The organism is Amycolatopsis sp. NPDC104819 (genome assembly GCF_055583145.1).
Genome location: NZ_JBVJON010000001.1, coordinates 162,134 through 188,466, shown reverse-complemented (window position 1 = coordinate 188,466; position 26,333 = coordinate 162,134). Strand labels below are relative to the sequence as shown.

Genomic DNA, 26,333 nt, shown 5'->3' with positions numbered 1-26,333 from the left:
CCCGAGGATGGGGAGAATGACAGAAGAGGAAGCCGTCGCGCGGGTGCGGGAGTGGTTCCGCACCCGGCCCGACGGCGACCGGCTGCGGATCCGGCACACCGCGCGCCGTCCGGACGGCTGGAGCTTCACGGTCAACACGGCCGGTTACCTCGACGGCACCGACGTCGGCTCGGGGCTGTTCCCCAGCCCGGTGGCCGTCGTGCCGGACGACGGCGGCGAGATCACGCTCGACCTGGCCGCGATGGCCGGCCCGCGGCCGGACGTCGACCCGGAGTTCGACGAGAAGGCGTTCCCGCGGCTGGACGTCCCGGTGCGCGCGATCCGGACCGGCGGGCAGTACACGCCGGGGCCGGTCTGGCGGGGCTTCCCGGTGCCGGTGACCGACGTCGAGAAGCTCCTCAACTACCTGGGCGCGAACTGGATCAGCCGCGCCGACTTCGTGCGCGCGCTCCTGGACTGCGAAGTCCTCGTGCCGACCCCGGACGGCGAGCCCCTGGTCCGGCCGGTTCCCGGCACGAGCAGCCACGAGGTCATCGCCTACAGCTCGTCGGCGAAAGTTCCCGGGCGCTACCCGCGCCGGTGGCGGATCGGCGTCCGCGAGCTGCTGCGCGACCGGCCGGGGACCGGGCTGACGCTCGACCCGGGCACCGGGCTGGTCCGCAGCCTCGCCGCGGCCGAGCTGGCCGACCTCGGGGACGGCGAGCCACACCCGAAGGTCGACGAGCCCGCGCCCGAAGCCGGCCCGGAGGTCGCCGAGGCGCTGCCCGCGCTGGTCGCCGAGTTCGGCGTCGAGCCGCCCGACCTGCTGGAACGGCACCTGCGGTACGCGGCCGACCACGCTCGCGACTACCACTTCGAGCTGACCCCGGAGGAGTGCGTCCGGTACCTGCGCGGGTTCGCCTGGCAGTACCGCAACGGGGTCCGGCGCCGGGCCGGCCAGGAGCCGGAATGGCCCGCCGACCTGGGCGCCGACGGCCTGATCGCGCACGTGGACGAAGACGCGCGCCCGCGCCCGGTGCCGTGGACGTTCGGGAAGTTCTCCGCCTACGGCACCCTCGCCGCGCGCTTCGCGTGGCACCGGATCGTCGGCGCGTACGTCGGCTTCGCGATCGGTGACGCGCTGGGTGGCGGCCCCGACCCCGCCGGGCCGCTGCCGCTGGGCGGGCTGACGCGGCACCTGCTGTTCCACACCGACGTCGTGCTGCGCGGCCTGCCGCCGGTCCCGGACGGCGTGGTGCCGCCGCTGCCCGAGCCGGACCCGGACGGCTGGCTCGCCGTCGCGACCCGGCACGCGGGCCCCGCGCCGACCGGCGCCTCAGCGCTGCTGGCCACGGCACTGGCCGCGACGCCGGCGAGTGCGGTCGCCCTCGCGAACGTCGACGGCGAGCAGTACGCGAAGGACGTCGCCCGTGCACTGACCGGCGGTGACGCCGAAGGCGTCGACGCCGAAGGCGTCGAGCTGCTGGTGGCGCTGTTCCAGACCGTGCTGACCCGGGACGCGTTCGCGCTGCCGGTGCACCTGAGGCTGCAGGAGATCGGCGGGGAGCTCGCGACGTCCGCGCTGGAGCTGCGCGAAGACCGCGAAGCCGACGACGTCGAGCAGCTGGAAAGCATCGGTGACGGCGAGAGCGTGCGGTCGGTGCTCGGCCGGGCGTTGTTCGCCGCGGCCAAGCGCGGTTACGACCCGCACGCGGCGATCACGCTCGCCGCGCGGTCCGGCTCGGTCGCGGGCGCGGTCGCCGGAGCGCTCGTCGGCGCACGGCTCGGCGTGCCGGGCCTGCCCGCCGCGTGGGTCGCGGCGCTGCCCGACCTCGGCCTGCTCGACGACGTCGCAAGCGACGTTTTCTGGTACTTCAACCGCAACGGCCTCCAGACGGAGACCGCGGAGCACGCACGCTGGGAGCGCCGGTACCCGAGCGGCCGGTTCACCCCGAAACCGAAGGGACCGGGCTTGCGATCACGCCTCCGGGGCAGCCTGCTGGCCGGTGCGATCGGCGACGCGCTGGGCGCGAAGACGGAGTTCGACTCGATCGACCGGATCCGCGAAATCGCGGGCCCGGCCGGCATCACCGACTTCATCCCCGCGTACGGCGGTGTCGGCCGGATCACCGACGACACGCAGATGACGCTCTTCACGCTCGAAGCGCTGATCAGGGCGCACGCGCAGCGGCGGCGGACCGGTTCGGCCGACGTCGTGCACTCGCTGCAGCTGGCCTACCAGCGCTGGCTGCACACGCAGGGTGTCGCGTGGGACCGGGCGCGCGGGCCGCAGTCGGACGTCGAAGCGCCGGACGGCTGGCTGGTCACCCACCAGGACCTGTTCAGCCGCCGCGCGCCTGGCCTGACCTGCTTCGGCGAGCTGGAGGCGTACGGCCGCTCGGGCGTCCGGGGCACCATCGAACGTCCGGTGAACAACTCGAAGGGCTGCGGCGGCGTGATGCGCGCGGCCCCGGTCGCGCTGTGGTCCGACGACCTCGCCGAGGTGTTCCGGCTGGGCGCCGAAAGCGCCGCGCTGACCCACGGTCACCCGAGCGGGTATTTGTCCTCGGGCTGTTTCGCGGTGCTCGTCCACGGGCTGCTGCACGGGAAACCGCTGCTCGACGCCCTCGCGGCCGCGCGCGACGAGCTCGTGAAGCACCCGGGGCACGAAGAGCAGAGCGCGGCGCTCGACGCGGCTCTGGCGCTGGCGGAGCAAGGGCCGCCGACACCGGAGAAGCTCGAGTCACTCGGCCAGGGCAACGTCGGCGAGACGGCGTTGTCGATGTCCGTGTACGTCGCGCTGACCACCACGGACGCCGACACGGCGTTGCTCGCGGCGGTCAACCACAGCGGGGACAGCGACTCGACCGGCTCGGTCTGCGGCAACCTCGTCGGCGCGATGTACGGCGAGGAAGCCCTGCGGGCCGGCTGGCTCGAACAGCTGGAGCTCCGCGATGTCATCGTCGGCCTGGCGGACGACGCGCTCACCGAGTTCGGCCCGGATGCGCCGGGTGATGACCGGTGGTTCGCTCGGTACCCGGTCGACTAGGTTTCTGGGGTCACTGGGGTCAGGGGAGGACAAAACGTGCGTTACCGGGTAGAGGTGGCCGAACGCCCGGACGGCCTGTACGCGACGTGGGGCGAGGGGACGTTCCGCGCTCAGCGTTCGACGACGGACGGCACCGTGCTGCTTTCGGTGCTGCCGGAGGAAGAGGCGCCGGAAGGCTTCGACAAGGAGCACGACGGGCGTCCCGCGCGAGTGGTGCCGGCGAGCGAAGTGCCGGCGACGTTCACACTGCGCACCTTCGGCGAGTACGACGACGAGGTCTTCGAGGTCGCGCCGGGCACGCGACCCGAGCTGACCCTGCGCTGGATCCACGACGACGCCGCGCGCGCCGCGCAGCTGGGCCTGACCGACTTCTCGGTCACGGTGCCGGCGAAGCAGGTCACGGCGTTGTGGCAGACGAGGCTGGACTTCACCGAGGCGCCGGAGGCGCGGCCGCAGCCGGGCGCCGGTGACCAGAACGCGCTGCTGCGCGCCATCGGGCGGACGCTGCTGCACACGGTGCCGGGCGGCTGGGCTCGTGTCGGCGCGCAGTTCCGGCAGGTCGGGGACTACTCGGAGATCGAGCTCCGCGCGGTCGGCGACGAGGACGGCCCGGTTTCGGTGTCCCTGCCGGCGGTGCCGCGGCTCGGCGGGCTCTTCACGCGCCTGCGTGCCGCGATGTACCAGGCGGAGGCGGGCACCTGGTTCCAGGGCACGTTCACGCTCGACTCGGCGTCGCAGTTCGACTTCGACTTCGACGCCGACCGCGAGCCGGACTGGCGGGTGCCGCCCAACGACGGCGGCCGCCCGTCGACCGCCGCCTACGAGCTGGAGCTGGCGAACTTCCCGCGCTCGTCGAAGCACATGCCGGCCTGGCTGACCGCCAAGGCCGGGCTGCCGCTGGACGTCGTGTTCCGGCAGGCGCGGGCCGCCGACTCGCACACCGAGGGCGAGCGCCCGGTGGTCAACCGGCCGCCGGTGCCGCCCGACCAGGTCCGCGGGGTGCTCGACTACCTGTTCCGGGCGCCGGTCGCGCTGCACCGGCCCGCGCCGCTGCCGGACATCTTCGGCGCGCCGGGCGCGAAGCCGGACGTGCCGAACGCGTTCCACACCGACGGCACCTGGATCTGGCCCGCCGCCGTGCCGCACTACCTGCGCAAGTACGGGGTGCCGCCGGAGCCGGAGCTGGTCGAGCACATCCGGGCCGCCGGGTTCCGCCCGCCGTTCGTCGGGGAGCTCGTCCGCGCGACGGCCGAGGCGGAGGTCCTGGGCCAGCCGCGGCCGGCTCAGACATCCGCGGACCTGCCCGACGAGAGCGCGCTGTCCCGCGTCGCGCGCGGCGAAAGCGTGCGGACGCTGCGGGGCGCGGAGACGCTGGAGCTGCTTCAGCAGCGGCTGGCCGAGCACGGCGTGCCGCCCGCGGCCTACCGGATCGGCGCCGGCGAAGTGCCGGCCGAAGACGTCTGGACGCTGCGCCGCGCGGAGAACGGCTGGGAGGTCTCGCGGCCGCCGGCCGACGAGCCGGTGGCGTTCGGCTCGCTCGCCGACGCGGCCCGCTTCCTGCTCGGCGTGCTGCTGATGCTGCCGCCGCCTCCGCCGTCGGAGGAGTCCGACCAGCCTGCCGACTGGCCGATCCTGCCGATGCGCGGCGAGCCGCCGTTGAACTTCTACCGCGGTAAGCGCCTGGTCGTGCTCGCGCCGGGCACGACGGTCGTCCGGTTCGGCAACGAGACCGGCAACCTGGTGCACGCGGACGGGACGCGGTTCGCCGAGACGTCGCTGGCGTTCGAACGCGAGCGGGAGAAGCGGCTCTACCGAGTGCAGCGCGCGCTGCGGGTGCTGACCGGCGTGACGGCGCCGTGGACCACGATGCCGGGCGGCGGGGTGGCGTACCTGCTGCCGCGGCCGCTCGCCCAGCACCTCGAGACGGGCTCGCTCAGCAGGCAGTGATGAGGACGGCGGGCGACCACCAGTAGTCGGCGAGCGGTGCGACGTCGACCTCGGTGAAGCCCGCCGTCTCCAGCTGCTCGGCCCAGCCGCTCGCCGGCTGCTCCCAGTTCGTCCGCTCGTGGCCGTCGACGATCCCGAGCAGCACCGGCAGCAGGAAGCCCTGCGCGACCAGCGACGCGTCTTCGCCGTACTCGGCGACTCCGCGCTCGTAGCGCTCGACGAGCGAGCGAAGGTGCTCCGGCGACCCTTCGACGTACTCCGGGATGTCGAACTCGGCGATCACCAGCGTCCCCGTGCGTAGCTGAAGCGCGCGAAGCACCTCCGCGCGTTGCTCCGGCTCGATGGACTGCAGCGCGAACGTCGACTGGACGAAGTCCCAGCCGAGGTCGTCGCGGGCCAGGAACTCCTGCGCGGTGGACTGCCAGCACTGCGCCGACGGCACCCGTTCGTGGACGCCTTCGAGCAGCGCCGCCGACGGTTCGACCAGGTCGATCCGCGCGGGCATGTGCGTGGCCTGCTCGAGCGCGGGCACGACGGCCAGGCCGTCCCCGCAGCCCAGGTCGAGCAGGGACTCCGGCTTCGCCTCGTCGTAACGGGTGGCGAGCGCGGCGCTCAGCGCCCGGTACAGCCCGACGTTGCCACCGCCGCGGATGAACGCCGTGAACGCGCTCGGCTGGTCGTACACCGAAGCCGTGGCGTCTCCGGCGAGGTAGGTGTGGAGTTCGTCGGCCAGGGAGGAGCCGGCGCGGCCGGCCCGCACGGCGAAGTCGGCGGCCTGGGCGCGGTCACCGGCGCGGTGGGCGGCGAGGGCGTCGGCGAGCAGCTCGATCGAGGTCATGCTCAGGAGATATCAGAAGGGCACCCAGAGCGTCACCCGGGTGCCTCCGCCGGGGAGTCCCGATTCGACCAGTGACGTCCCGCCGACCTCGGCCAGCCGGGCGGTGATCGACTCGCTGATGCCGAACCCGGCCGGGCGCTCGGCCGGGCTGAACCCGGCGCCGTGGTCGCGGGTGATGACGGCGATGCCGCCTTCGCGTTCCTCGACCCGCACCACGACCCGGTCGGTGCCGGAGTGCTTCATCGTGTTCCGCAGGGCCTCGCGCACGGCGTCGCGGATCGCGATCTGGCGGACCTCCGACAGCGTGTCGTCGTCGAGCTCGGCCACCACGAGCTGGGCGCGCAGCCCGTCCCGCGCCATCTCGGCGGCGAGCGCGGCCAGCTTCTCGCCCAGCGGCCGGGCGCCCGCCTCGGCCCGCTCGGACGCCGCCGACTCGATCGTGTGCCGGATCTCCATCGCCTGCGCCCGCGCGAGCCGCTGGATCTCGACCAGCCGCTGCTCCGGGTTCGTGGTGCCGGACAGCGCCATCGCCTCGAGGGTCTGCAGCACGGTGTCGTGCAGCATCCGGTGCTGCTGGGCGCGCTCGGCGAGCCGGCCGTTGCGGGTCCCGTACGCCAGGGCCAGCCGGGTGCCGAGGCCCGTGAGCACCAGCGCGGCGGCCGCCAAGAACAGCTCGGCGAGCAACGCCGAGAAGGTCGAGAACGCCGCTCCGACGTGGAACTGACCGGTGTTGACCCAGTTCGCGAGCATCCGCAGCGGGAAGCCGGCCAACCCGAACACCAGCCCGCTGGGCGCGCCGACCGCGAGCGTCAGCAGTCCGGCCTCACCGAGCAGGTGGACGCTGCTGACCGCCAGCGCGTCGAAGTACGCCTCGGACGGCACGGTCAGCGCGAGCACCAGCGGGGAGAGCACGGTGAAGACCAGGTCGACGGCCAGCAGCTTCCCGGCGTCCCGGCCGCGGAACGGCGCCGAACGGAACATCCAGCGGAAGCCGATCACGTTCAGCGCGACCGACAGCAGGGTGAACACCCCGACCGGCAGCAGCCCGGTCGAGCCGTGCTGGAAGAGGAAAACCCCGAACTGGCCGGGCACGGCCAGGAGCCGGAAGGCCAGCGGGATGAGCACGACGTACCGGGTCGCGCGCAGCAGCAAGCCGTCACGCCGGGTCGGGTCGATCGGCCCGGCCATCTTCGAGATGCGCTTCAGCGCGTGGATCGGGGTGGGGTCGCCGACCTCGTCGGACAGCTCGCTGGTCGCCGTCGCGATGGCGGGCGCGCCCTGCCGCAGCAGCGCCACGAAGAAGCTGCCCGAGGTCACCGGTTCGGGGGCGTCGGGCGCTTCGGTGGACATGGCGCGGACACCCCCTGATCACATCGGTGAGCCGAGGTGGGGAGTATCACCGATTCGTGGCGAACTGGTCCAGCTTTCCGACGAATTGACGGCCTGGATGATCAGGAGTCGCCGATTCCTTGCTCGGCAGCCCACTTCTTCAGCTCGGCCACGGCGTCGTCGTGCTCCAGCGGGCCGCGGTCCAGGCGCAGCTCCTTGAGGAACTTCCACGCCTTGCCGACGTCCGGCCCCGGCCGCAGGCCGAGCAGCTCCATGATCTGCTCGCCGTTGAGGTCCGGCCGCACGCGGTCGAGGTCCTCCTTGGCCTTGAGCGCGGCGATGCGGGCCTCGAGGTCGTCGTAGGTCGCCTGCAGCGCGGCCGCCTTGCGGCGGTTGCGCGTGGTGCAGTCGGCGCGGACGAGCTTGTGCAGCCGGGTCAGCAGCGGGCCGGCGTCGGTGACGTACCGGCGGACCGCCGAGTCCGTCCACTCGCCCTTGCCGTAGCCGTGGAACCGCAGGTGGAGGAACACGAGCTGGGAGACGTCGTCGATGATCTCCTTGGAGAACTTCAGCGCCCGCAAACGTTTGCGGGCCATCCGCGCCCCGACCACCTCGTGGTGGTGGAAGCTCACCCCGCCGCCCGGCTGGAACTCGCGGGTCGCGGGCTTGCCGGCGTCGTGCAGCAGCGCCGCCAGCCGCAGGATCAGGTCCGGCTCCGACGTCGGCTCGTGCGACTTCTCCAGTTCGATCGCCTGGGCCAGCACGGTCAGCGAGTGCTGGTAGACGTCCTTGTGCTGGTGGTGCTCGTCGATCGCCAGCCGCATCCCGGGCACCTCGGGCAGCACCCGGTCGGCCAGCCCGGTGTCGACCAGCAGCTCCAGGCCCGGCCGCGGGTCGGCCGCGAGCAGCAGCTTCGACAGCTCGGCCTGCACGCGCTCGGCGGTGATCCGGTCGATCTCCCCGGCCATCGACGCCATCGCGTCGACCACCCGGGGCGCGGCGGTGAAGCCCAGCTGCGCGGCGAAGCGGGCGGCCCGCAGCATCCGCAGCGGGTCGTCGGCGAACGACTCCTGCGGGGTCGCCGGGGTGTCCAGCACCTTCTCCCGCAGCGCGCCGAGCCCGTCGTGCGGGTCGATGAACGTTTTCGTCGCCAGCTCGACGGCCATCGCGTTGACCGTGAAGTCACGGCGCAGGAGGTCACCCTCGATGCTGTCGCCGAAGGTGACCTCGGGGTTGCGGCCGACGCGGTCGTAGCTGTCCGCGCGGAACGTCGTGATCTCGAGCTGCATGCCCTTCTTCGTCACGCCGACCGTGCCGAAGGCGATCCCGACGTCCCAGACCGCGTCGCCCCACTCGCTGACGATCTTCAGCACCCGGTCGGGCCGGGCGTCGGTGGTGAAGTCGAGATCGCCGGATCGCCGGCCGAGGAGCGCGTCGCGCACGCTCCCGCCGACGAGGTACAGGCGGTGCCCGGCCCGGGCGAACCGTTCGGCCAGCTCGTCCGCCAGGGGGGAGAGCCGCATCAGCTCGACCACCGCGTTCTCCTTGGCGACCACGTCGTTCACGAAGATCCCACTACTTGTCGGGTGCGATTACTACAGGCACCACCGGACAGGACACGGAGAGCCAGCCTACCGGGGCAACCGTTTGCTCTAGCATCGCAGCATGTCTGGATCAGCCGGCCGTCCCGGCGCCTCGAAGCCGCGGAGGCGGCGGAGGCGTCAGCGCGGCAGGCGCCTGACCACGGTCGACGAGACGTCGGCCGGTGGCCTCGTGATGGACGCGGCGCGCGAACAGGCGGTGCTGATCGGCCGGCTCGACCGGCACGGCAGACTGCTGTGGTCGCTGCCCAAGGGCCACATCGAGGACGGTGAAACGGTGGAGCAGACGGCCGTGCGCGAGGTCAAGGAGGAAACCGGCATCTCCGCGCGCGTCCTGCGGCCACTGGGCACCATCGACTACTGGTTCGTGGCCGAGCGGCGGCGCATCCACAAGACCGTCCACCACTTCCTGCTCGAAGCGCTCGGCGGGGAACTCTCCGACGAAGACGTCGAGGTCACCGAGGTGGCCTGGGTCCCGCTGGCCGAGCTGGAGACCAAACTCGCCTACTCCGACGAGCGCAAGCTCGTCCGGAAGGCCAAGGAACTTTTCGCGCGCCCGGACGTCCACGGACGAGACGAGCACGCCCCTGAGGGAGCCCCCGAGTGAAGCGGTTCGCCGCAGCCTTCCTTTCCGTCCTCTTCCTGGCCGTCCCCGCCCTCGCCGGAGCCACGGTGGCCCAGGCCGAAGAAGGCGCCCGACTGCGCGTCGAGCTCGACGCGCTCAACCCGCGTGTGATCACCGGTTCGACGACCACCCTGACCGTCACCGGCACGGTGACCAACACCGGCGACCGCAAGGTCAACCGGCCGCAGGTGCGGCTGCAGGTCGGCGAGCGGGTCACGACCTCGCGCGGGGTCAACGACGTGCTGTCCGGCGCCGTCATCAAGGACACCCCGCTGACCGACTTCAGCTCGGTCGCGGACGCGCTGGAGCCCGGCCAGAGCGCGCCGCTGGACATCTCGGTCGACCTGACCGGCTCGAAGGCGCTGTTCAGCCGGCCCGGCGTCTACCCGCTGCTGGTGAACGTCAACGGCACCCCGGAGTTCGGCGGGGCGGCCCGCCTCGGCGCGGTCAGCATGCTGATGCCGGTGCTGGCCGGGCCGGGCAAGCCGCCCGGGCACGCGGCGGGCGGCGCGCCGAGCATGACCCTGCTCTGGCCGCTGACCAGCAGCGTCCCGCAGGTCTACGCGGCGCCGTACGGCCAGCCGCTGGTGCTGCGCGACGACCGGCTCGCCGACGAGCTCGGCCCGGACGGGCGACTGAACGCGCTGGTCACGGCCGCGGCCAAGGCCGTGCACGACGATTCCGCCCTGGCCAAGTCGATGTGCTTCGCGCTCGACCCCGACCTCCTGAGCACGGTCGACGCGATGAGCCGCGGTTACCAGGTGCACACCGACGGCGGCAACGTCGACGGCAAGGGCGCCGGGACCGCGAAGACGTGGCTGACCGAGCTCAAGAACCTGCTGGTCGGCCGGTGCGCGATCGCGCTGCCCTTCGCCGACGCCGACCTCAACACCGTCTCCCGGATCCGTCCGGGCGACCCCATCCTGGTCGCCCAGGCGGCCGCCGCGGCCGCCACGATCCAGCAGCTGGCCGGCGTCACCCCGCAGACCGGCGTGCTCTGGCCGGACGGCACGCTCAACGAAGCCGTGCTGACCGCGCTGACCCAGGCCGGCGTCAAGACCGTGCTGACGGACGCGGCGAAGCTCGCCCCCGCCGGCGCGGGCGGCGGGGTCACCGTGCAGGGCGGCACCGTCCGGGCCCAGCCGACCGACTCGCTGATCTCCGCGGCCATGACCGGCGTGCCGAGCGTGCCCGACTCCGTCACCGTCGCTGCGAACACCGAACGGGCGATCGCCAGCCAGAACGGGCTCGGCGCGCTCGCCTTCCGGGCCGGCCTCGGCGTGCCGGCCGGGCAGGAGCGCCCGAACCACCTGCTCGTCGCGCCGCCCCGGCGGTGGGACGCCCCGGCCGAGGAGCTCACGGCGTACCTGAAGCAGGTCGGCGGCTTCCTCGGCACGGGTCTCGTCACGGCGCAGTCGCTCCCGTCGCTGCTCGACGCGGACCCGCAGGGTTCCGGCGCGGTCGGCGACGGCGGCCAGAGCCCGGACGCGGGCATCGACCCGGCCGTCGTCTCGACGCTGGCGAAGCTCGACGACCAGGCCACCGGGATGGCGTCCGCGATGCAGCTGGACCCCACCAAACGGGTGAAACCGGAGGACGTCGTCGCGCCGGTCCGGCTGGCCGAGCTGCGTGGTTCGTCGGTCGGCTGGCGCGGCCTGCCCGCCGACGCGGCGACCGCGAACGCCCGGGCCGAGATCGGGGCCATCAGCGACCGGGTGAGCGTCTCGCAGCCGAAGCAGACCATCGCGCTGGCGTCCGGGAACTCGCCGCTACCGGTGTACGTGGTGAACGACCTGCCGGTCGGGATCAACGCCCGGTTCACGCTGAACAACAACATCGGCCTGCGTGCGGACGACCGCAAGGAGGTGTCGTTCCCGGCGGGCGGCGGGCGGCAGTACTTCCTCCCGGTGGAGGCGCTGCGGGCCGGCCGGTTCAGCGTCGATGTGTCGTTGAGCACGCCCACCGGTACCCCGCTCGGGTCATCCGCGCGGTTCGAACTGACGTCCACGGAGTACGGCGCGATCACGATCATCGCGACCGTCGCCGCAGGTGTGGCCCTGCTTCTGCTCGCCTCGCGGCGCATCTACCGGAGGGTGAAGGACGCCCGGGCGGGTCGCGACGTCGTCGACTGATCCGTCGGCCTTTGAGTGCTTCGGCCGGTTCCCGATTACCCTTGGTCCGCACGTGCGCGGCACCGGGCCGCGGCGGCGGGGTTCGAGCACCGAGGATTGGGCACGCGTTGGAGAGAGAGCCGGGCTTACCACCCGAGCGTGCGAGTCGTCCTCGACGCGAAGGCGCTCCGCCCCCGCAACGGGGTGACGGGCCGCCGCGTGCCGGGCAGCCGGTCCGCCGCCAGCCTCCGCCGCAGCAGCCGCCGCCCGAGCGCGGCCGCCGCCAGCCATCGCGCAACGGGCACACCCGCCACCTCCCGGCCCCCGACGAGCCCCCGGCCCGCGACAAGCGCGCCCGGCGCGAGGACGCCCCGCCCCGGCGGGCACCGCGCGACGAAGCTCCGCCGCGCCCCGCCCGTGACGACGCCCCGCCCCGGCGGCCGGTCCGGGAGGACGGCCCACCGCGCCGCCAGGGCCGCCCGGCTCGCGACGACGGTCCTGTGCGCGAAGGCCGCCCAGTCCGCGACGGCCGACCACCCCGCGACGACATGCCTCCTCGCGATGGCCGCCCGATGCGCGACGACGGTCCCGTTCGCGACGGCCGCCCACCCCGAGATGACCTGCCGCCCCGCGACGGCCGACCGATCCGCGAAGACGGTCCCGTCCGCGAGGGTCGCCCCGTCCGCGACGATGGTCTAGTCCGCGAGGGCAGGCCACCCCGCGACGACCTGCCTCCTCGCGACGGCCGCCCGGTCCGCGACGACGGGCCTCCGCGCGAGGCGTGGCCCGTCCACGACAAAGCCCCGGTGCGCGACGACGCCCCCGGCCGCCCGGCCCGGCGCGTCCCGCCGCCGCAGGGTCCGCCCCCGCAGGGCCCGCCGCCCCAGGGGCCACCGCCGCAAGGCCCGCCCCCGCGCGGCGGGCAGCCGCCCCGCGCGGCCGGCGGTCCGGCGCCCACCCGCGTCCAGCCCGTGCCGCCCCCGCCCGGTCAGCCCGGTCAGCCACCGGCTCAGCCGCCCGCCGGACCGCCGTCGGCGCAGGGCCGCCTGCCGCAGCCCGCACCGCCGCTGCCGCCGCCCGCGACCCCGCCGCCGGGCACCCCCGCGCCCGGAGCTCCCGGCACCCCGGCGTCCGGTGTGCCCGTGCCGCCGCGCGGTCGCGGGTCACGGCGGCCGGCGCCGGTCCGGCCGTGGCAGGAGGAGGCCCAGCGGCCACCCGACCCGGAGGCGACGCGGTTCATCCCGCGCACCGCCGGTGTCCCCATGAACTCGCGCTGGCCGGTCGCCGACCCGGACGTCATGCGCCCGTACGACGCGCTGGCCACCCAGGTCATGCCGGCGCTCAAGACGCCGCTCGTCAAGCCGGTCGAGCCCGGCAAGGAGGCCGCGCCGGCGAAGGCGCCGTCGCTGGCGAAGGCGTCCGGCCGGATGGCGATCGCGTCGCTGATCAGCCGGATCACCGGCTTCCTGTGGAAGCTGCTGCTGGTCGGCGCGATCGGCCAGGGCATCGCGAACGACTCGTTCAACGTCGCGAACACGATGCCGAACATCATCTTCGAGCTGCTGATGGGTGGCGTGCTCGCCAGCGTGGTGGTGCCGCTGCTGGTGCGCTCGCAGGACGATCCCGACGGCGGCGCGGCCTACACCCAGCGCCTGATCACGGTGGCGTTCTCGCTGCTGCTGGTCGGCACGGTGGTCGCGGTGCTCGCGGCGCCGGCGTTCACCAGCCTCTACGTCGACGGCTCCGGCAAGGCCAGCTCCGGCCTGACCACGGCGTTCGCCTACCTGCTGCTGCCCGAGATCTTCTTCTACGGCGTGTTCGCGCTGCTCTCGGCGGTGCTGAACGCCAAGCAGATCTTCGGCCCGACGGCCTGGGCGCCGGTGATCAACAACCTGGTCGTCATCTTCACGATCCTCGTCGTGTGGATCATGCCGGGGGACATCAACACCGACCAGCCGTCGATCTTCGACCCGAAGGTGCTGACGCTCGGCATCGGCGTCACCGGCGGCATCGTCGCCCAGGCCATCCTGCTGGTGCCGCCGCTGCTGCGGTCGGGCTTCCGGTTCAAGTGGCGCTGGGGCATCGACAAGCAGATGAAGGAGTTCGGCGGCCTCGCGCTGTGGATCCTCGGGTACGTCGCGGTGAGCCAGGTCGGGTACACGATCAACACGCGCGTGCTGACCAGCGGTTCACCCGGTGGTGTGACCGCGTACAGCAACGCCTGGCTGCTCTTCCAGCTCCCGTACGGCGTCATCGGCGTCTCGCTGCTGACCGCGATCATGCCGCGGATGAGCCGCGCGGCCGCCGACGGCGACCACAAGAAGCTGATCGGCGACCTCTCGTACGCGTCCCGGATGTCGACGGTGATGCTGGTGCCGATCTCCGCGGTGATGACCGTGGTCGGCGGCTCGATCGGCATCGCGCTGTTCACCTTCGGCAAGGGCACCGTCGACACCGCCGAGCGGCTCGGCGACGCGCTCGCGATCTCGGCGTTCGCACTACTGCCGTACGCGCTGGTCATGCTGCAGATGCGCGTCTTCTACGCGATGAAGGACGCCCGCACGCCGACGTTGATCATGATCGTGATGACGCTGGTCAAGGTGCCGCTGCTGTACCTGTGCCCGGTGCTGCTGTCGCCGGACAACGTCGTGCTCGGTGTCATGATGGTGAACGCGCTGACGTTCGTCGTCGGCGCGATCCTCGGCCAGGTGTGGCTCTGGGTGACGTTGGGCAACCTGCGGAGCAAGCGGGTGATCGGCGTGATCCTGTTCACGGTCGTCGCGAGCGCGCTCGGCGTCGGCGCGGCCTGGGTCGCCGGGCAGGTCGTGCCGGACTCGTTCGGGCCGACTTTGGGGGCCTGGATCAAGCTTTTCCTGCAGGGCATCGTCGGGATCGCGGTCTCGTTCGGGATCTTGATGGCCTTGAAGGTGGAGGAGCTGAAACCGGCCACATCCAGGTTCACCCGGTTGATCAAGCGCGGGTAACGATTCCGGTACGGAAGGCGACGACTCCCGCGTCGTATTCTGGGTAACCTTGGCGGGGGAGCTAACGGGAGAGAGTGCGGGTGGACACGAGGCGGAGCGAACAGGCGGGGGGTGCGAACCACGTGGGCAAGGCCCAGGTCGGATCGCTGGCCCCCGGGCGTGTGGTCGGCGACGGCCGCTACCGCCTCCTCGCGCAGTTCGGCGTGGACGAGCGGGGGGACGCGCACCTTTGGCGTGCGCGGGACGGGCAGCTGAAGCGTGATGTCGCGCTGACGCTGCTGGTCGGCGACCCCGCCGACCCGGAGGCGGCGCGGCTCGCGCGGCGCACCCTCGAACGCGCGACACACGCGTCGAAGTTCGGGCACGGCGGTGTCGCCCGGGTGCTCGACGTGCTCGCGCTCGGCAGCGGCATCACCTCGAGCGAAGGCCTGCTCGGGGTCGTCGTCGCGGAGTGGACCAAGGGCAGCGACCTGGTCGACCTCGTCGCGCAGCGGCCGGTGGCGCCCGCCGCGGCCGCGCGGATGGTGCAGGCGCTGGCCGAAGCCGTCGAGCAGGCCCACCAGAACGGGCTCGTGCTCGGCCTCGACCACCCCCAGCGGCTGCGGCTGACGCCGAACGGCGCGTTGAAGCTCGCGTTCCCCGGCCCGCTGCCGGAGGCGACCCTGCGCGACGACGTCAAGGCGCTCGGCGCGGTCCTGTACCTGCTGCTCACCGGACGCTGGGCGCTGCCCGGCGGCCCGCCCGCCATCCAGCCGGCGCCGACCACCCCGCAGGGCGGGATCGTGCCGCCGCGGCAGCTGATCCCGACGGTGCCGGCCGACCTGTCGTCGCTGGCCGTCCGCACGATCGAGGACGGCGGCAACGGCGGCATCCGCACCAGCGCGGCCATCCTCCGGATGCTCGACCAGGTGGCCGAGGAGGAAGAGCGCACCCAGCTGATCAAGGCCGTCGGCGGTGACCCGGCCGAGGGCGAAGGCACCGTCTGGACGACGAAGAAGCCGGTCAAGGACGTCGCCCGGCGGCGCAAGCTCGCGCTGGGCGTCACCGTGCTGGTGGTCGCGACCGTCGTCATCCTCGCCTGGGGCGGGCTGATGCTGATCAACGTCTTCCAGGGTGACTCGAAGGCGAGCGGGCCGACGATCAACGTCGCCGCGCCGCCGGCGTCGAGCCAGCCGGCCGGGCAGCCGCCCGCGTCGAGCCAGCCCGCGCCGCCGCCGTCGCCCGCCGTGGGCGCCGCGGTGAAGCCGCAGGCCGTCGCGGTCTACAACCCCGAGGGCAAGGGCGACAACACCGCGCGGGCGAAGTACGCGACCGACGACAAGCCCGAGACGCAGTGGCGGACCGAGCAGTACAAGCAGCAGTTCCCGGTCATCAAGCCGGGGGTCGGGCTGGTCGTCACCTTCAAGGACCCGATCACCCTCAGCCAGGTGAAGATCGGCGGCGGCACGCCGGGCACCAAGGTCGAGATCCGCTCGGCGACCGAGAAGAACCCCGACCTGGCCGACACGAAGGTCGTCGGCAACGGCGACCTGAAGGACGGCGACACGACGATCGCGCTGGCCCAGCCTACGCAGGGTGAGTACTTCATCGTCTGGATCACCGCTCTGGGTGGTGAGGACGGCAAGTTCCAGACGGAAATCGCCGACCTGACCTTCCTGCCTGCGGGGTGACGCGCCCGGGGAGGTCAGTAGGCTCTCCCGGGTGACAGCTGCAGCTCCCACGGATGCGGATCTGATAGCGGCTCACGCCGCGGGGGATCCTCATGCGTTCAGCGAACTCGTCCAGCGACATCGCGACCGCATGTGGGCGGTCGCCCTGCGCACGGTCCGGGACCCGGAGGAGGCCGCCGACGCGTTGCAGGACGCGTTCATCTCGGCGTTCCGCGCCGCCGACAAGTTCCGGGCGGAGTCGCAGGTCACGACGTGGCTGCACCGGATCGTGGTGAACGCCTGCCTCGACCGGATCCGCCGCCGCCAGGCGCGGCCGACCGTGCCGCTGCCGGAGACGGGCTTCAACGAGCCGGCGACCCCGCGCGACTCGATGGCCGAGCGCGAGACGAGCCTGCTCGTCCGCGAGGCGCTCGACCAGCTGCCGGAGGACCAGCGGGCCCCGATCGTGCTCGTCGACGTCGAGGGCTACTCCGTCGCCGAGACCGCGAAGATGCTCGGCATCGCCGAAGGCACCGTGAAGAGCCGGTGCGCGCGGGGCCGCGGAAAACTCGCGAAGGTTCTCGGACACCTGCGGAACCCCGATGCGATTGCGAACGTCCCAACTCACGAAAGCAAACGGGCCGGGCGCCAGCCGGGTAGCGGGGAGGGACGATGACGGACGAAAGCCGGGGGATCGGGGGGACCGTCGGTCCGCCCTGGTCCGTCGACGTGCTCGCCGACCTCCACGCCGGCGTGCTGGACGACGCTCGGGCGGCGGAGCTGTGGCCGCTGGTCGACGCCGACCCGGAAGCCCGCGCGATCCTGGACGCCCTCGACGCCACGCAGGCCGACCTGGCCGCGTTCGCCGACGCGCCGGCCCCGCCGATGCCCGCGGAGTTCGCGGCCCGGCTGGACGCGGCTCTGGCCGCCGAAGCAGCCGCCAAGTTTCCGTCGCCGCGCACGGCACCGGAGCAGGCCGGGTCCGGGCACGCCCCGGTGGTGGACCTCGCGGCGGCCCGGCGACGCCGGAACAAGCGGCTCGGCTGGGGCGCCGGGATCCTGACCGCGGCCGCGGCGGCCGTCGTCGCGGTGACGGTCGCCATCCCCAGCACGTCGCAGCAGACAGGCACGCCGAACGTCGCCGCGCCGCCGTCGGGTCCGACGGTCGGCAGCGACGGCAGCGGCGCGCAGGCCCTCATCGGCAAGGCGGTCGGCGTCCGCGACTTCGGCCCGCTGCAGACCGAAGACCGGCTGGACGCGTGCATCGCGGCCGCCGGGCTCGACCCGAAGGTGCGGCCGGAGGGCATCCGCCCGGTCAACGTCGGCGGCAAGGCCGGCGTCATGATCATCCTGACCACCGGGAAGCTGGCGCAGTTCCGCCTGGTCGCGTTTGGCGCGGACTGCGGACCGGGCAACCCGGCGGTGCTGTTCGACAAGATCGTCGGCGAGAAGTAACCGCACCACCGAGGAGACGAGTAGCGGCTGTCACCCCTGGGAACATGGCCACCTACGATCGTGTTAACCCTGGTACACGGGTCACTACGAGCGGAGGTCACGGGTGGCTGCCGAGGAAATCAGGAACCTGATCATCGTCGGGTCGGGTCCTGCCGGATACACCGCTGCCGTTTACGCGGCACGGGCCCAGCTGGAACCGCTGGTGTTCGAAGGCACGCAGTTCGGCGGCGCGCTGATGACGACGACCGAGGTGGAGAACTTCCCCGGGTTCCGCGACGGCATCATGGGTCCGGACCTGATGGAGGAGATGCGCAAGCAGGCCGAGCGCTTCGGCGCCGAGCTGCGCGCGGAGGACGTCGAGTCGCTGGAGCTGACCGGGGACGTGAAGTACGTCCACGCCAACGGCAAGCGCTACGCCGCGCGTGCGGTCGTCCTCGCCATGGGTGCCGCGGCGCGGTACCTGAACGTGCCGGGTGAGCAGGAGCTGCTCGGGCGCGGTGTCTCGGCCTGTGCGACCTGTGACGGCTTCTTCTTCCGCGACCACGACATCGTGGTCGCCGGCGGTGGCGACTCGGCGATGGAGGAGGCGACCTTCCTGACGAAGTTCGCGAAGTCCGTCACCGTGGTGCACCGGCGCGACGAGTTCCGCGCGTCGAAGATCATGCTCGAGCGCGCCCGCGCGAACGAGAAGATCAAGTGGCAGCTGAACTCGCAGATCACCGGCGTGCTCGGCGACGGCAAGGTCGAGGGCCTGAAGATCAAGGACACCAAGGACGGCTCCGAGTCGACCCTGGACGTCTCGGGCTTCTTCGTCGCGATCGGGCACGACCCCCGCAGCCAGCTGGTGAAGGGGCAGGTCGACCTGGACGAGGACGGTTACGTCATCACCCAGGGCCGCAGCTCCTACACGAACCTGGACGGCGTCTTCGCCGCCGGCGACCTGGTTGACCGCACCTACCGCCAGGCGATCACCGCGTCGGGTTCGGGCTGCAGCGCCGCGATCGACGCGGAACGCTGGCTGGCGGAGCACGGCGAATCGGACGCGCACGAGGCGGCCGAGCTCGTCGGCGGCGGCTACGGCGCGGGCACCAACTGACTTTCCGGCGTACAAACCACCTGAAGGAGAAACCATGACCAACACCGTGAAGGTGACCGACGCGACGTTTGTCGACGAGGTCCTGACCAGCGAAAAGCCGGTTCTGGTCGACTTCTGGGCCACCTGGTGCGGGCCGTGCAAGATGGTCGCCCCGGTGCTCGAGGAGATCGCGGCCGAGAACGGCGAGAAGCTGACCATCGCCAAGATCGACATCGACGAGAACCCGAACACGCCGCGTGACTACCAGGTGATGTCGATCCCGACGCTGATCCTGTTCCAGGGCGGCAAGCCGGTGAAGCAGATCGTGGGCGCGAAGCCGAAGGCCGCGCTGCTGTCGGATCTCGCCGACGTCCTCTGAGCGCAGACCCACCCGGCGGACCCGGGGCCTGCAGGAACCCCTCCTGTGGACCCCGGGTCCGTCGCCGTTCGGGGTAATCCCGCCCGTGTGGGTGAATGCTGCGTGACGAGGGCCACTGAAGGTGCGCCACGATCGGGCGCTTGACGGACCTACCGGGCCTGCGCTGTCACCGAGAGTTGGCAAGGCACAATAGAAGACCTGAGCGCGTCTCAGTGATGGTTTTCCCGAAGTTTTCTGCCCCGCGCCGAACCCCCGAGTCGGTGCCTTAGGAAGAGCGAGGAGTGCATGCGGGTACTCCGCCGCGGTGACGCCGGTCCGGACGTCGCCGAGATCAGGTCCATCCTGGCCGGGATGGACCTGCTCCCGCCGGTCTCCGGCACCGACGACTACGACACGTTCGACGTCGCCGTCGAAGGCGCCGTCCGTGCCTTCCAGCAACGCCGTGGGCTGATGACCGACGGCATCGTGGGCCCGGCGACGTTCCAGGCGCTCAAGGGCGCCAGCTACCACCTGGGCAGCCGTCCGCTGTCGTACATGATCGCGTCGCCGGTCCACGGCGACGACGTCTTCACGCTGCAGGAGCGGCTGACCGAGCTCGGCTTCGACGCCGGCCGCCCCGACGGGTACTTCGGCCCGGCCACCGAGCGCGCGCTCAAGACGTTCCAGCGCGACATGCGGCTGACGCCGGACGGCATGTGCGGCCCGGCGACCATCCGCGAGCTGCACCGCCTGTCCTCGCCGCGGGCCCGCGGCGGGCGCCCCGTGTTCCTGCGCGAGCAGGAGCAGGTGCGCCAGGCCGGCCCGCGCCTGCGCGGCAAGCGCATCGTGATCGACCCCGGCCACGGCGGTGACGACCTCGGCGTGGTCGCCGGTGGCCTGCGTGAGGCCGACATCGCGTGGGACCTCGCGCGGCGGCTCGAAGGCCGGATGAAGGCCACGGGCATGGAGGCGCTGATCTCCCGCGGCCCGAACCACAGCCCGACCGAGCTCGAGCGCGCCAAGTTCGCCAACGACGCGGGCGCGGACCTGTTCCTGTCCCTGCACAGCGACAAGAACCCGTCGCCGCGCGCGCAGGGTGTCGCGAGCTTCCACTTCGGCAACGGCAACGGCACGACGTCCACGGTGGGCGAGCTGCTGGCCGGCTTCATCCAGCGTGAGGTCGCGGCCCGCACGGGCCTGCAGGACAACCGCACGCACTACAAGTCGTGGGACATCTTCACCCGCACGCGCTGCCCGGCGGTCCGGATCGAGATCGGCTACCTGACGAACCCGGACGACGCCCGCAAGCTCGGCGACCCGGCCTTCCGCGACATCGTCGCCGAGGGCATCCTGATCGCCGTCAAGCGCCTGTACCTGCTCGGCGAGGGCGACCAGCCGACGGGCACGTTCACGTTCGCGGACGTCCTCGCACATGAGCTCGCGAAGGCCGAGTAGGCCCGACCACAACCCCTAGCGGCTCACCTTCACCTGCCCCACCACACCTGGGGACGCAGCACGTGCGTCCCCAGGTTTTCGGGCAGTTCTCCACAGCTTGTCCACCGCTCCTATCAGCGCTCTGTGGATAACTCGGCACTTCTTCCACAGTTGTGCACGCACGACGGAATCCGCTGTTACACCCGTGCCGGGACACCGGCGCAAACGTTTGCGCCAGGCGCTGTACCGCATGACCGGAACTTCCCCGGCCGTCCGTGCGTCGGACGGCTGCCGGGCACCGGCCCGGCCGAGGGAGGAACCATGAAGAACATCATTCGCATCGTCGCGGCGGCCGCGCTGGTGCTGGCCGGAACCGCAGCGGGCTCGGGGGTGGCCGCAGCCCAGCCCGCGGCCGGCACCCCCTGCCACCTGAGCGTCGCCGCCGGCAAGGCGTACTGGAAGGGGTGCAGCACGTCCGGCGACAAAGTCCGGGTGTCCACCAAGGGCAACCCGGATCACTCGATCTGCGTCGAGCTCAACTCGGTGCGGTTCCTGGGCTACGTGGGCGGGGACTGGGGCATGGTGACCAACGCCGTCCGGACCGGCACCTGCCCGAGCTGACCGCCGGCCTGACCTCGGGCACCGCTCGCGCCCGAGGTCAGGCGCGGCCGAGACTGGGCTCGGCGGTGGTGATCGTCACCTGGCCGAGCAGCCGCTCCAGCGCCGCCTCGACGTCTTCCTTCCAGGTGATCGCCGAGCGCAGTTCCAGGCGCAGGCGCGGCCACTTCTGGTGCGGTCGGACAGTCTTGAACCCGACGCTCTGCAGGAACGCGGCCGGCAGCACACAGCTGTGCCCGCCGTCCGGGTCCGTCTCGTCGGGACGCGCGTCGCCGAACGCCTCGATCGCGCGGACACCGCGCTTGGTGAGGTCCTTGGCGACCGCCTGGACCAGCATCCGGCCGAGCCCGCCACCGCGGAACTCGGGGAGGACCTGGAACGCCGTCAGCAGCACCGCGTCGGCGCTCGGCGGGGACGTCGGGAAGGCCAGCGACCGCGGGACGGCGTTCGGCGGGGCGTAGAGCACGAACCCGACCGGCAGCGTGTCGCTGTAGACGATGCGGCCGCAGGAGCCCCACTCGAGCAGGACGCTGGAGACCCAGGCTTCCTTTTCGACCTCGGTGGCGCCGAACTCCTCGGCCTGGTTCTTCAGGTGCGGGGCCAGCTCCCAGTAGACGCACTGCCGACAGCTCTTCGGCAAGTGCTCGAGGTTGTCCAGTGTGACGCCCACGACGCGACGCGACACCCGCGACCTCCCTGACCTGCGCTCCCGACGGGCTGCCCGGCCGTCAAGCCGCGCGGAACCACAGCACGAACACGGGAGCCAGCACCGATGGTAGGCCGATGTGACAAGCACCGAAAGGCCAGGGGGCCTGGATGGGTGCCCGGTTACACTCGATGGGATCCATCTGCTCCCGCGGGAGTGACCGTGTCCACCGAGCCCCGGGTGAATCGTCGATGACCGAGAACCGCCCCAGCAAGCGCCCACGCGGCCGTCAGAACCTCGACCCGCACCTCGAGCGGTACGCCGCGCGCACCGCCGGGATGACCGCTTCCGAGATCCGGGCCCTGTTCGCGGTGGCCAGCCGGCCCGAGGTCGTCTCGCTGGCCGGTGGCATGCCGAACCTGGCCGCGCTCCCGCTCGACACGCTCTCGGCGCAGGTGGCGGAGATCATCGCCGAAGACGGGCTCGTCGCCCTGCAGTACGGCTCGGCGCACGGCGTCCCGGTGCTGCGGGAGCAGATCTGCGAGATCATGGCGCTTGAGGGCATCAAGGCGCACCCGGACGACGTCGTGGTGACCGTCGGCTCCCAGATGGGCCTGGACATGGTCACGCGGCTGTTCTGCGACCCGGGTGACGTCGTGATCGCCGAAGGCCCCTCGTACGTCGGCGCGCTGGGCTCGTTCGCCGCGTACCAGGCGCAGGTCGTGCACGTCGCCATGGACGAGAACGGCCTGGTCCCGGAGCTGCTGCGTGAGGCGCTCGCGCAGACGGAGAAGGCCGGGCGCCGGGTCAAGTTCCTCTACACGATCCCGAACTTCCACAACCCCGCCGGCGTCACGCTGGCCGTCGAGCGCCGCGCGGAGATCCTCGAGATCTGCCGCGACCACGGTGTTCTCGTGGTCGAAGACAACCCGTACGGGTTGCTCGGCTTCGACGGCCAGACCTACCCGGCGCTGCGGTCGACGGACCCCGACAACGTCGTGTACCTCGGCTCGTTCTCCAAGACGTTCGCCTCGGGCCTGCGTGTCGGCTGGGTGCTCGCGCCGCACGCGGTGCGCGAGAAGCTCGTGCTGGCCGCGGAGTCGGCGACGCTCTGCCCGCCGACGTTCAACCAGATGATCGTCTCGCGCTACCTGGCCACGCACGACTGGAAGGGCCAGATCAAGAAGTTCCGCGAGAACTACCGCGAGCGCCGCGACGCGATGCTGTCCGCGCTCGACCAGTACCTGCCCGCGGGCTGTTCCTGGACCAAGCCGGACGGCGGTTTCTACGTCTGGGTGACGGTGCCGGAAGGCGTCGACACGAAGGCGATGCTGCCGCGCGCGGTGACCGCGCGGGTGGCGTACGCGTCCGGAACCGGCTTCTACGCCGACGGTTTCGGCAGCCGCCAGATGCGCCTGTCCTACTGCTACCCGACGCCGGAGCGGATCCGCGAGGGCGTCCGGCGGCTGGCCGCCGTGCTGGAGTCCGAAATGGACCTCGCGCGCACCTTCGGTAGCGTGGGCTCGCGCCAGATCCAGGGACCGCAGAACCCGTCCCCGGACACGGTCTGAGTTTCTACCTAAGGAGTTTCCACGGTGGTCGACCGTACCGTTGCCGTGCTCGCCGGCGGGCTTTCGCACGAACGCGACGTCTCGCTGAGGTCCGGGCGGCGGCTCTCCGCGGCGCTGAAGTCCGAGGGCCTCGGCATCGAGGAGTGGGACACCGACGCGGGGCTGCTGGAGCGCCTGCGCACGCAGCGGCCGGACGCGGTGGTCGTCGCCCTCCACGGCGGCGAGGGTGAGAACGGTTCGGTGCAGACGGTCCTGGAGATGCTGGAGGTGCCGTTCGTCGGCACCGGCTCCCAGGGCTGCCGCCGCGCGTGGGACAAGCCGACCGCCAAGGCGCTGATCGAGAACGCCGGGTTCGTGACGCCGGCGTGGGCGGTGCTGCCGCACAGCACGTTCCGCGAGCTCGGCGCCCAGGCGGTGCTCGACGCGATGGTCGAGCGGCTCGGCCTGCCCCTGATCCTCAAGCCGGACCAGGGCGGCTCGGCGCTCGGCACCCAGGTGGTGCGCGAAGCGGCGGAACTGCCGGCGGCGATGGTCGGCTGCTTCGCGTACGGCGACACGGTGCTCGCCGAGCGGTTCGTGGACGGCGTCGAGGTGGCCGTGACGGTCATCGAGGGCGCGGACGGGCCCGAGGCCCTCCCCGCGGTCGAGATCGTCCCGGAGAGCGGCGTGTACGACTACACGGCCCGCTACACCGCCGGCTTGACGGACTTCTTCACCCCGGCCCGGCTCGACGACGCCGCGGCCAAGGCGGCGGCCGAGCTCGCCGTCGCCGCGCACCGCGTCCTCGGGTTGCGTGACATCTCCCGAACGGACGCGATCGTCGCCGCGGACGGCACGGTGCACTTCCTCGAGGTGAACCCGTCGCCGGGACTCACCGAGACGTCGACGGTGCCCATGGCGATCGAAGCGGCGGGCAAGTCGCTCGGCACGGTGTTCGCCGACCTGATCGGGCGCGCGATCTCCCGCTGACTCTCCACACGCGAAAGGCCGCCTCGGAACGTCCGTGGCGGCCTTTTTCGTGTCGCAGTCGATCATCACTGGTTGTGGTCGCCACGACGCGTCGAGCAATCATCACCGTGACGAAACGTCCTGGGGTGATCCCTAATCGGTTTTCGGTGTCTGATTCGTCCCATTCGCATCGATGATCGCCACGATCCGCTCGAGGTCGTCGACCGACCCGAACTCGAGCGTGATCCGCCCCTTGCGCCGGCCGAGGTCGACCTTCACGCGGGTGTCGAACCGGTCCGAAAGGCGGTTCGCGAGCTCCTGCAGACCCGGCGCCTGGATCGGCTTGCGCGCCACGGGCTTCGGCTTGGCCGGCTTTTCGCTCTTCTTGAGCGTGACGGCTTCCTCGGTCGCCCGGACCGACATGCCCTCCGCGATGATGCGCGCGGCGAGCTCTTCCTGGCTGTCGGCGTCCTCCAGCGAGAGCAACGCGCGCGCGTGCCCGGCGGACAGGACACCCGCTGCGACCCGGCGCTGCACCGGCAGGGGGAGCTTGAGGAGCCGGATCGTGTTGGTGATGACCGGGCGGCTGCGGCCGATCCGGCTCGCCAGCTCCTCGTGGGTGACCGCGAACTCGTCGAGCAGCTGCTGGTACGCCGCCGCCTCTTCGAGCGGGTTCAGCTGGACGCGGTGGATGTTCTCCAGGAGCGCGTCACGCAGCATCGACTCGTCGGCGGTCTGCCGGACGATCGCCGGGATCGCTTCGAGCTCGGCCTGCTGCGACGCGCGCAGCCGGCGCTCGCCCATGACGAGCTCGTACTCACCCTCGCCGAGCTCGCGGACCACGATGGGCTGCATGAGCCCGAACTCGCGGATCGAGTGCTCGAGCTCGGAGAGCGCGTCCTCGTCGAAGACCTGGCGCGGCTGCTTCGGATTGGGCTTGACCGAGCCGACCGGGATCTCGCGGTAGACCGCGCCGGCGACCTCGCCGCTGTGCTGCTTCGCCTGACCGTTGGCCGCGAACCAGCCCTTGTCCTCGGCCGCCTTCGCGTCCGCCGCAGCGCCGTCGGCGGGCGCCGGCAGTGAACCGCCGCCCGCCGGTCCCGTCGGGATGAGGGCGGCCAGGCCGCGCCCCAACCCACCTCTGCGCTCGGTCATGTCGAACTACCCCTCTCCATCTGTGCGCCGCGCTCGGCGATCTCCTTCGCCGCGTCGACGTAGCTCATCGCGCCACGCGAACCGGGATCGTAAGCGAGCACGGTCTGGCCGTACCCGGGCGCCTCGGACACCTTCACGCTGCGGGGGATGACGGTCTTCAGCACGGTGTCGCCGAAGTGGTTCCGGACCTCGTTCGTCACCTGGTCGGCCAGCTTGGTCCGGCCGTCGTACATGGTGAGGAGGATCGTCGAGACGCGGAGCTCGCGGTTGAGGTGCTGCTGCACGAGCTCGATGTTGCTCAGCAGCTGCCCGAGACCCTCCAGTGCGTAGTACTCGCACTGGATCGGGATGAGCACCTCCTGCGCGGCGACCATCGCGTTGACCGTCAGCAGGCCGAGCGACGGCGGGCAGTCGATGAAGACGTAGTCGACGCCGATCTCGTTGAGGATCTCCGAGGAGATCGCCTCCTTGAGCCGCGACTCGCGCGACGCCATCGAGACGAGCTCGATCTCGGCGCCCGCGAGGTCGATCGTCGCGGGGACGCAGAAGAGGTTCGGGGACTGCTCGGTGGGCTGGGCCGCCTCCGCGAGCGTCACCTCGCCGATGAGGACTTCGTAGATCGAGGGCGTCCCGGACCGGTGGTCGACGTCGAGCGCGGTGCTCGCGTTGCCCTGCGGGTCGAGGTCGACCACGAGCGTCTTGAGCCCGTGGACGGCGAGCGCGGCGGCGAGGTTGACCGTGCTCGTGGTCTTGCCGACGCCACCCTTCTGGTTGGCTACGGTCAGCACGCGACGGCGACCGGGCCGGGGGAGCGACCCGTCCGGGTGCAGCAGACGAGCGGCGCGGGCGGCTTCTTCGGCGATCGGGGTCCAGCCCACGTCGGGGGTGGTCTCCGTGGAGTCGGACGGCGGGGGATTCACCGGTCTCGACACCTCCTCCATTTAGACGTCTGGTCGGTGGT

General features: G+C 72.0%; 22 protein-coding genes. 15 read left to right on the top strand and 7 right to left on the bottom strand.

Annotation, left to right across the window (positions count from 1 at the left end; genetic code table 11):
- Positions 1-16 precede the first annotated feature (16 nt).
- Together ACZ63E_RS00935 and ACZ63E_RS00930 are read left to right on the top strand one after the other, a co-directional pair.
- Complete coding sequence (locus ACZ63E_RS00935) at positions 17-3,028, top strand: ADP-ribosylglycohydrolase family protein (RefSeq protein ID WP_465333305.1); 3,012 nt, start codon at positions 17-19, stop codon at positions 3,026-3,028.
- 36 nt (positions 3,029-3,064) lie between these two features.
- Positions 3,065-4,975, top strand: a complete 1,911-nt coding sequence (locus ACZ63E_RS00930) for a TNT domain-containing protein (protein WP_465333303.1) — start codon at positions 3,065-3,067, stop codon at positions 4,973-4,975.
- On the opposite strand, the gene ACZ63E_RS00925 is transcribed toward ACZ63E_RS00930, so the two are convergent.
- The 3 genes from ACZ63E_RS00925 to ACZ63E_RS00915 all read right to left on the bottom strand — a co-directional run bounded on the left by ACZ63E_RS00925 (position 4,962) and on the right by ACZ63E_RS00915 (position 8,707).
- Entirely contained in the window at positions 4,962-5,813 is an 852-nt protein-coding gene (locus ACZ63E_RS00925) for a class I SAM-dependent methyltransferase (protein ID WP_465333302.1), read from the bottom strand. The two genes, ACZ63E_RS00930 and ACZ63E_RS00925, sit on opposite strands and share 14 nt — an antisense overlap.
- Positions 5,814-5,825: 12 nt before the next feature.
- On the bottom strand, positions 5,826-7,163 hold the full coding sequence (locus tag ACZ63E_RS00920) for a sensor histidine kinase (protein ID WP_465333300.1): 1,338 nt from the start codon (positions 7,161-7,163) through the stop codon (positions 5,826-5,828).
- A gap of 101 nt (positions 7,164-7,264) precedes the next feature.
- Entirely contained in the window at positions 7,265-8,707 is a 1,443-nt protein-coding gene (locus ACZ63E_RS00915) for a CCA tRNA nucleotidyltransferase (protein WP_465333298.1), read from the bottom strand.
- 100 nt (positions 8,708-8,807) lie between these two features.
- Between ACZ63E_RS00915 and ACZ63E_RS00910 the strand changes: the two genes are divergently transcribed.
- On the top strand, positions 8,808-9,350 hold the full coding sequence (locus ACZ63E_RS00910) for an NUDIX hydrolase (RefSeq protein WP_465306535.1): 543 nt from the start codon (positions 8,808-8,810) through the stop codon (positions 9,348-9,350).
- Positions 9,347-11,500: a DUF6049 family protein gene (locus tag ACZ63E_RS00905; protein ID WP_465333297.1), complete on the top strand. Its 2,154-nt coding sequence runs from the start codon at positions 9,347-9,349 to the stop codon at positions 11,498-11,500. The genes ACZ63E_RS00910 and ACZ63E_RS00905 overlap by 4 nt, the downstream gene beginning before the upstream one ends.
- Positions 11,501-11,625: 125 nt before the next feature.
- Here the strand turns inward: ACZ63E_RS00905 and ACZ63E_RS00900 are convergent, their stop codons facing one another.
- Positions 11,626-11,784, bottom strand: a complete 159-nt coding sequence (locus ACZ63E_RS00900; protein ID WP_465333295.1) for a hypothetical protein — start codon at positions 11,782-11,784, stop codon at positions 11,626-11,628.
- A gap of 112 nt (positions 11,785-11,896) precedes the next feature.
- Between ACZ63E_RS00900 and ACZ63E_RS00895 the strand changes: the two genes are divergently transcribed.
- The 9 genes from ACZ63E_RS00895 to ACZ63E_RS00855 all read left to right on the top strand — a co-directional run bounded on the left by ACZ63E_RS00895 (position 11,897) and on the right by ACZ63E_RS00855 (position 21,055).
- Positions 11,897-12,178: a hypothetical protein gene (locus tag ACZ63E_RS00895; protein ID WP_465333293.1), complete on the top strand. Its 282-nt coding sequence runs from the start codon at positions 11,897-11,899 to the stop codon at positions 12,176-12,178.
- Positions 12,179-12,741: 563 nt separating this feature from the next.
- On the top strand, positions 12,742-14,463 hold the full coding sequence (murJ, locus tag ACZ63E_RS00890; protein WP_465334327.1) for a murein biosynthesis integral membrane protein MurJ: 1,722 nt from the start codon (positions 12,742-12,744) through the stop codon (positions 14,461-14,463).
- A gap of 80 nt (positions 14,464-14,543) precedes the next feature.
- On the top strand, positions 14,544-16,133 hold the full coding sequence (locus tag ACZ63E_RS00885; RefSeq protein ID WP_465333291.1) for a protein kinase family protein: 1,590 nt from the start codon (positions 14,544-14,546) through the stop codon (positions 16,131-16,133).
- 31 nt (positions 16,134-16,164) lie between these two features.
- Positions 16,165-16,788, top strand: a complete 624-nt coding sequence (gene sigM, locus ACZ63E_RS00880; protein WP_086679039.1) for an RNA polymerase sigma factor SigM — start codon at positions 16,165-16,167, stop codon at positions 16,786-16,788.
- Positions 16,785-17,567, top strand: a complete 783-nt coding sequence (locus tag ACZ63E_RS00875) for a hypothetical protein (RefSeq protein ID WP_465333290.1) — start codon at positions 16,785-16,787, stop codon at positions 17,565-17,567. Before sigM ends, ACZ63E_RS00875 begins: the two co-directional genes overlap by 4 nt.
- A gap of 103 nt (positions 17,568-17,670) precedes the next feature.
- On the top strand, positions 17,671-18,663 hold the full coding sequence (gene trxB, locus ACZ63E_RS00870) for a thioredoxin-disulfide reductase (RefSeq protein ID WP_465333289.1): 993 nt from the start codon (positions 17,671-17,673) through the stop codon (positions 18,661-18,663).
- A gap of 34 nt (positions 18,664-18,697) precedes the next feature.
- Positions 18,698-19,021 (top strand): thioredoxin, encoded by a 324-nt coding sequence (gene trxA / locus ACZ63E_RS00865; RefSeq protein WP_247016298.1) that lies wholly within the window; start codon positions 18,698-18,700, stop codon positions 19,019-19,021.
- A gap of 285 nt (positions 19,022-19,306) precedes the next feature.
- Positions 19,307-20,455, top strand: a complete 1,149-nt coding sequence (locus ACZ63E_RS00860; RefSeq protein ID WP_465306523.1) for an N-acetylmuramoyl-L-alanine amidase — start codon at positions 19,307-19,309, stop codon at positions 20,453-20,455.
- Between the two features lie 300 nt (positions 20,456-20,755).
- Positions 20,756-21,055, top strand: coding sequence for a hypothetical protein (locus tag ACZ63E_RS00855; RefSeq protein WP_465333287.1), 300 nt, complete (start codon positions 20,756-20,758; stop codon positions 21,053-21,055).
- A gap of 37 nt (positions 21,056-21,092) precedes the next feature.
- Here ACZ63E_RS00855 and ACZ63E_RS00850 read toward each other — a convergent pair whose 3' ends face one another.
- The gene (locus ACZ63E_RS00850) at positions 21,093-21,737 is read right to left on the bottom strand and encodes a GNAT family N-acetyltransferase (RefSeq protein WP_257922727.1); all 645 of its coding nucleotides are present in this window, start codon (positions 21,735-21,737) and stop codon (positions 21,093-21,095) included.
- A gap of 212 nt (positions 21,738-21,949) precedes the next feature.
- Between ACZ63E_RS00850 and ACZ63E_RS00845 the strand changes: the two genes are divergently transcribed.
- Both ACZ63E_RS00845 and ACZ63E_RS00840 read left to right on the top strand, forming a co-directional pair.
- Positions 21,950-23,269, top strand: coding sequence for an aminotransferase-like domain-containing protein (locus ACZ63E_RS00845; RefSeq protein WP_465333285.1), 1,320 nt, complete (start codon positions 21,950-21,952; stop codon positions 23,267-23,269).
- Between the two features lie 24 nt (positions 23,270-23,293).
- A complete protein-coding gene (locus ACZ63E_RS00840; protein ID WP_465306518.1) occupies positions 23,294-24,238 on the top strand; it encodes a D-alanine--D-alanine ligase family protein in 945 nt (314 codons plus the stop codon).
- Between the two features lie 132 nt (positions 24,239-24,370).
- On the opposite strand, the gene ACZ63E_RS00835 is transcribed toward ACZ63E_RS00840, so the two are convergent.
- Together ACZ63E_RS00835 and ACZ63E_RS00830 are read right to left on the bottom strand one after the other, a co-directional pair.
- Positions 24,371-25,372, bottom strand: coding sequence for a ParB/RepB/Spo0J family partition protein (locus ACZ63E_RS00835; RefSeq protein ID WP_465306516.1), 1,002 nt, complete (start codon positions 25,370-25,372; stop codon positions 24,371-24,373).
- Positions 25,369-26,292: a ParA family protein gene (locus ACZ63E_RS00830; RefSeq protein WP_465333284.1), complete on the bottom strand. Its 924-nt coding sequence runs from the start codon at positions 26,290-26,292 to the stop codon at positions 25,369-25,371. Before ACZ63E_RS00830 ends, ACZ63E_RS00835 begins: the two co-directional genes overlap by 4 nt.
- Between the last annotated feature and the right edge of the window lie 41 nt (positions 26,293-26,333).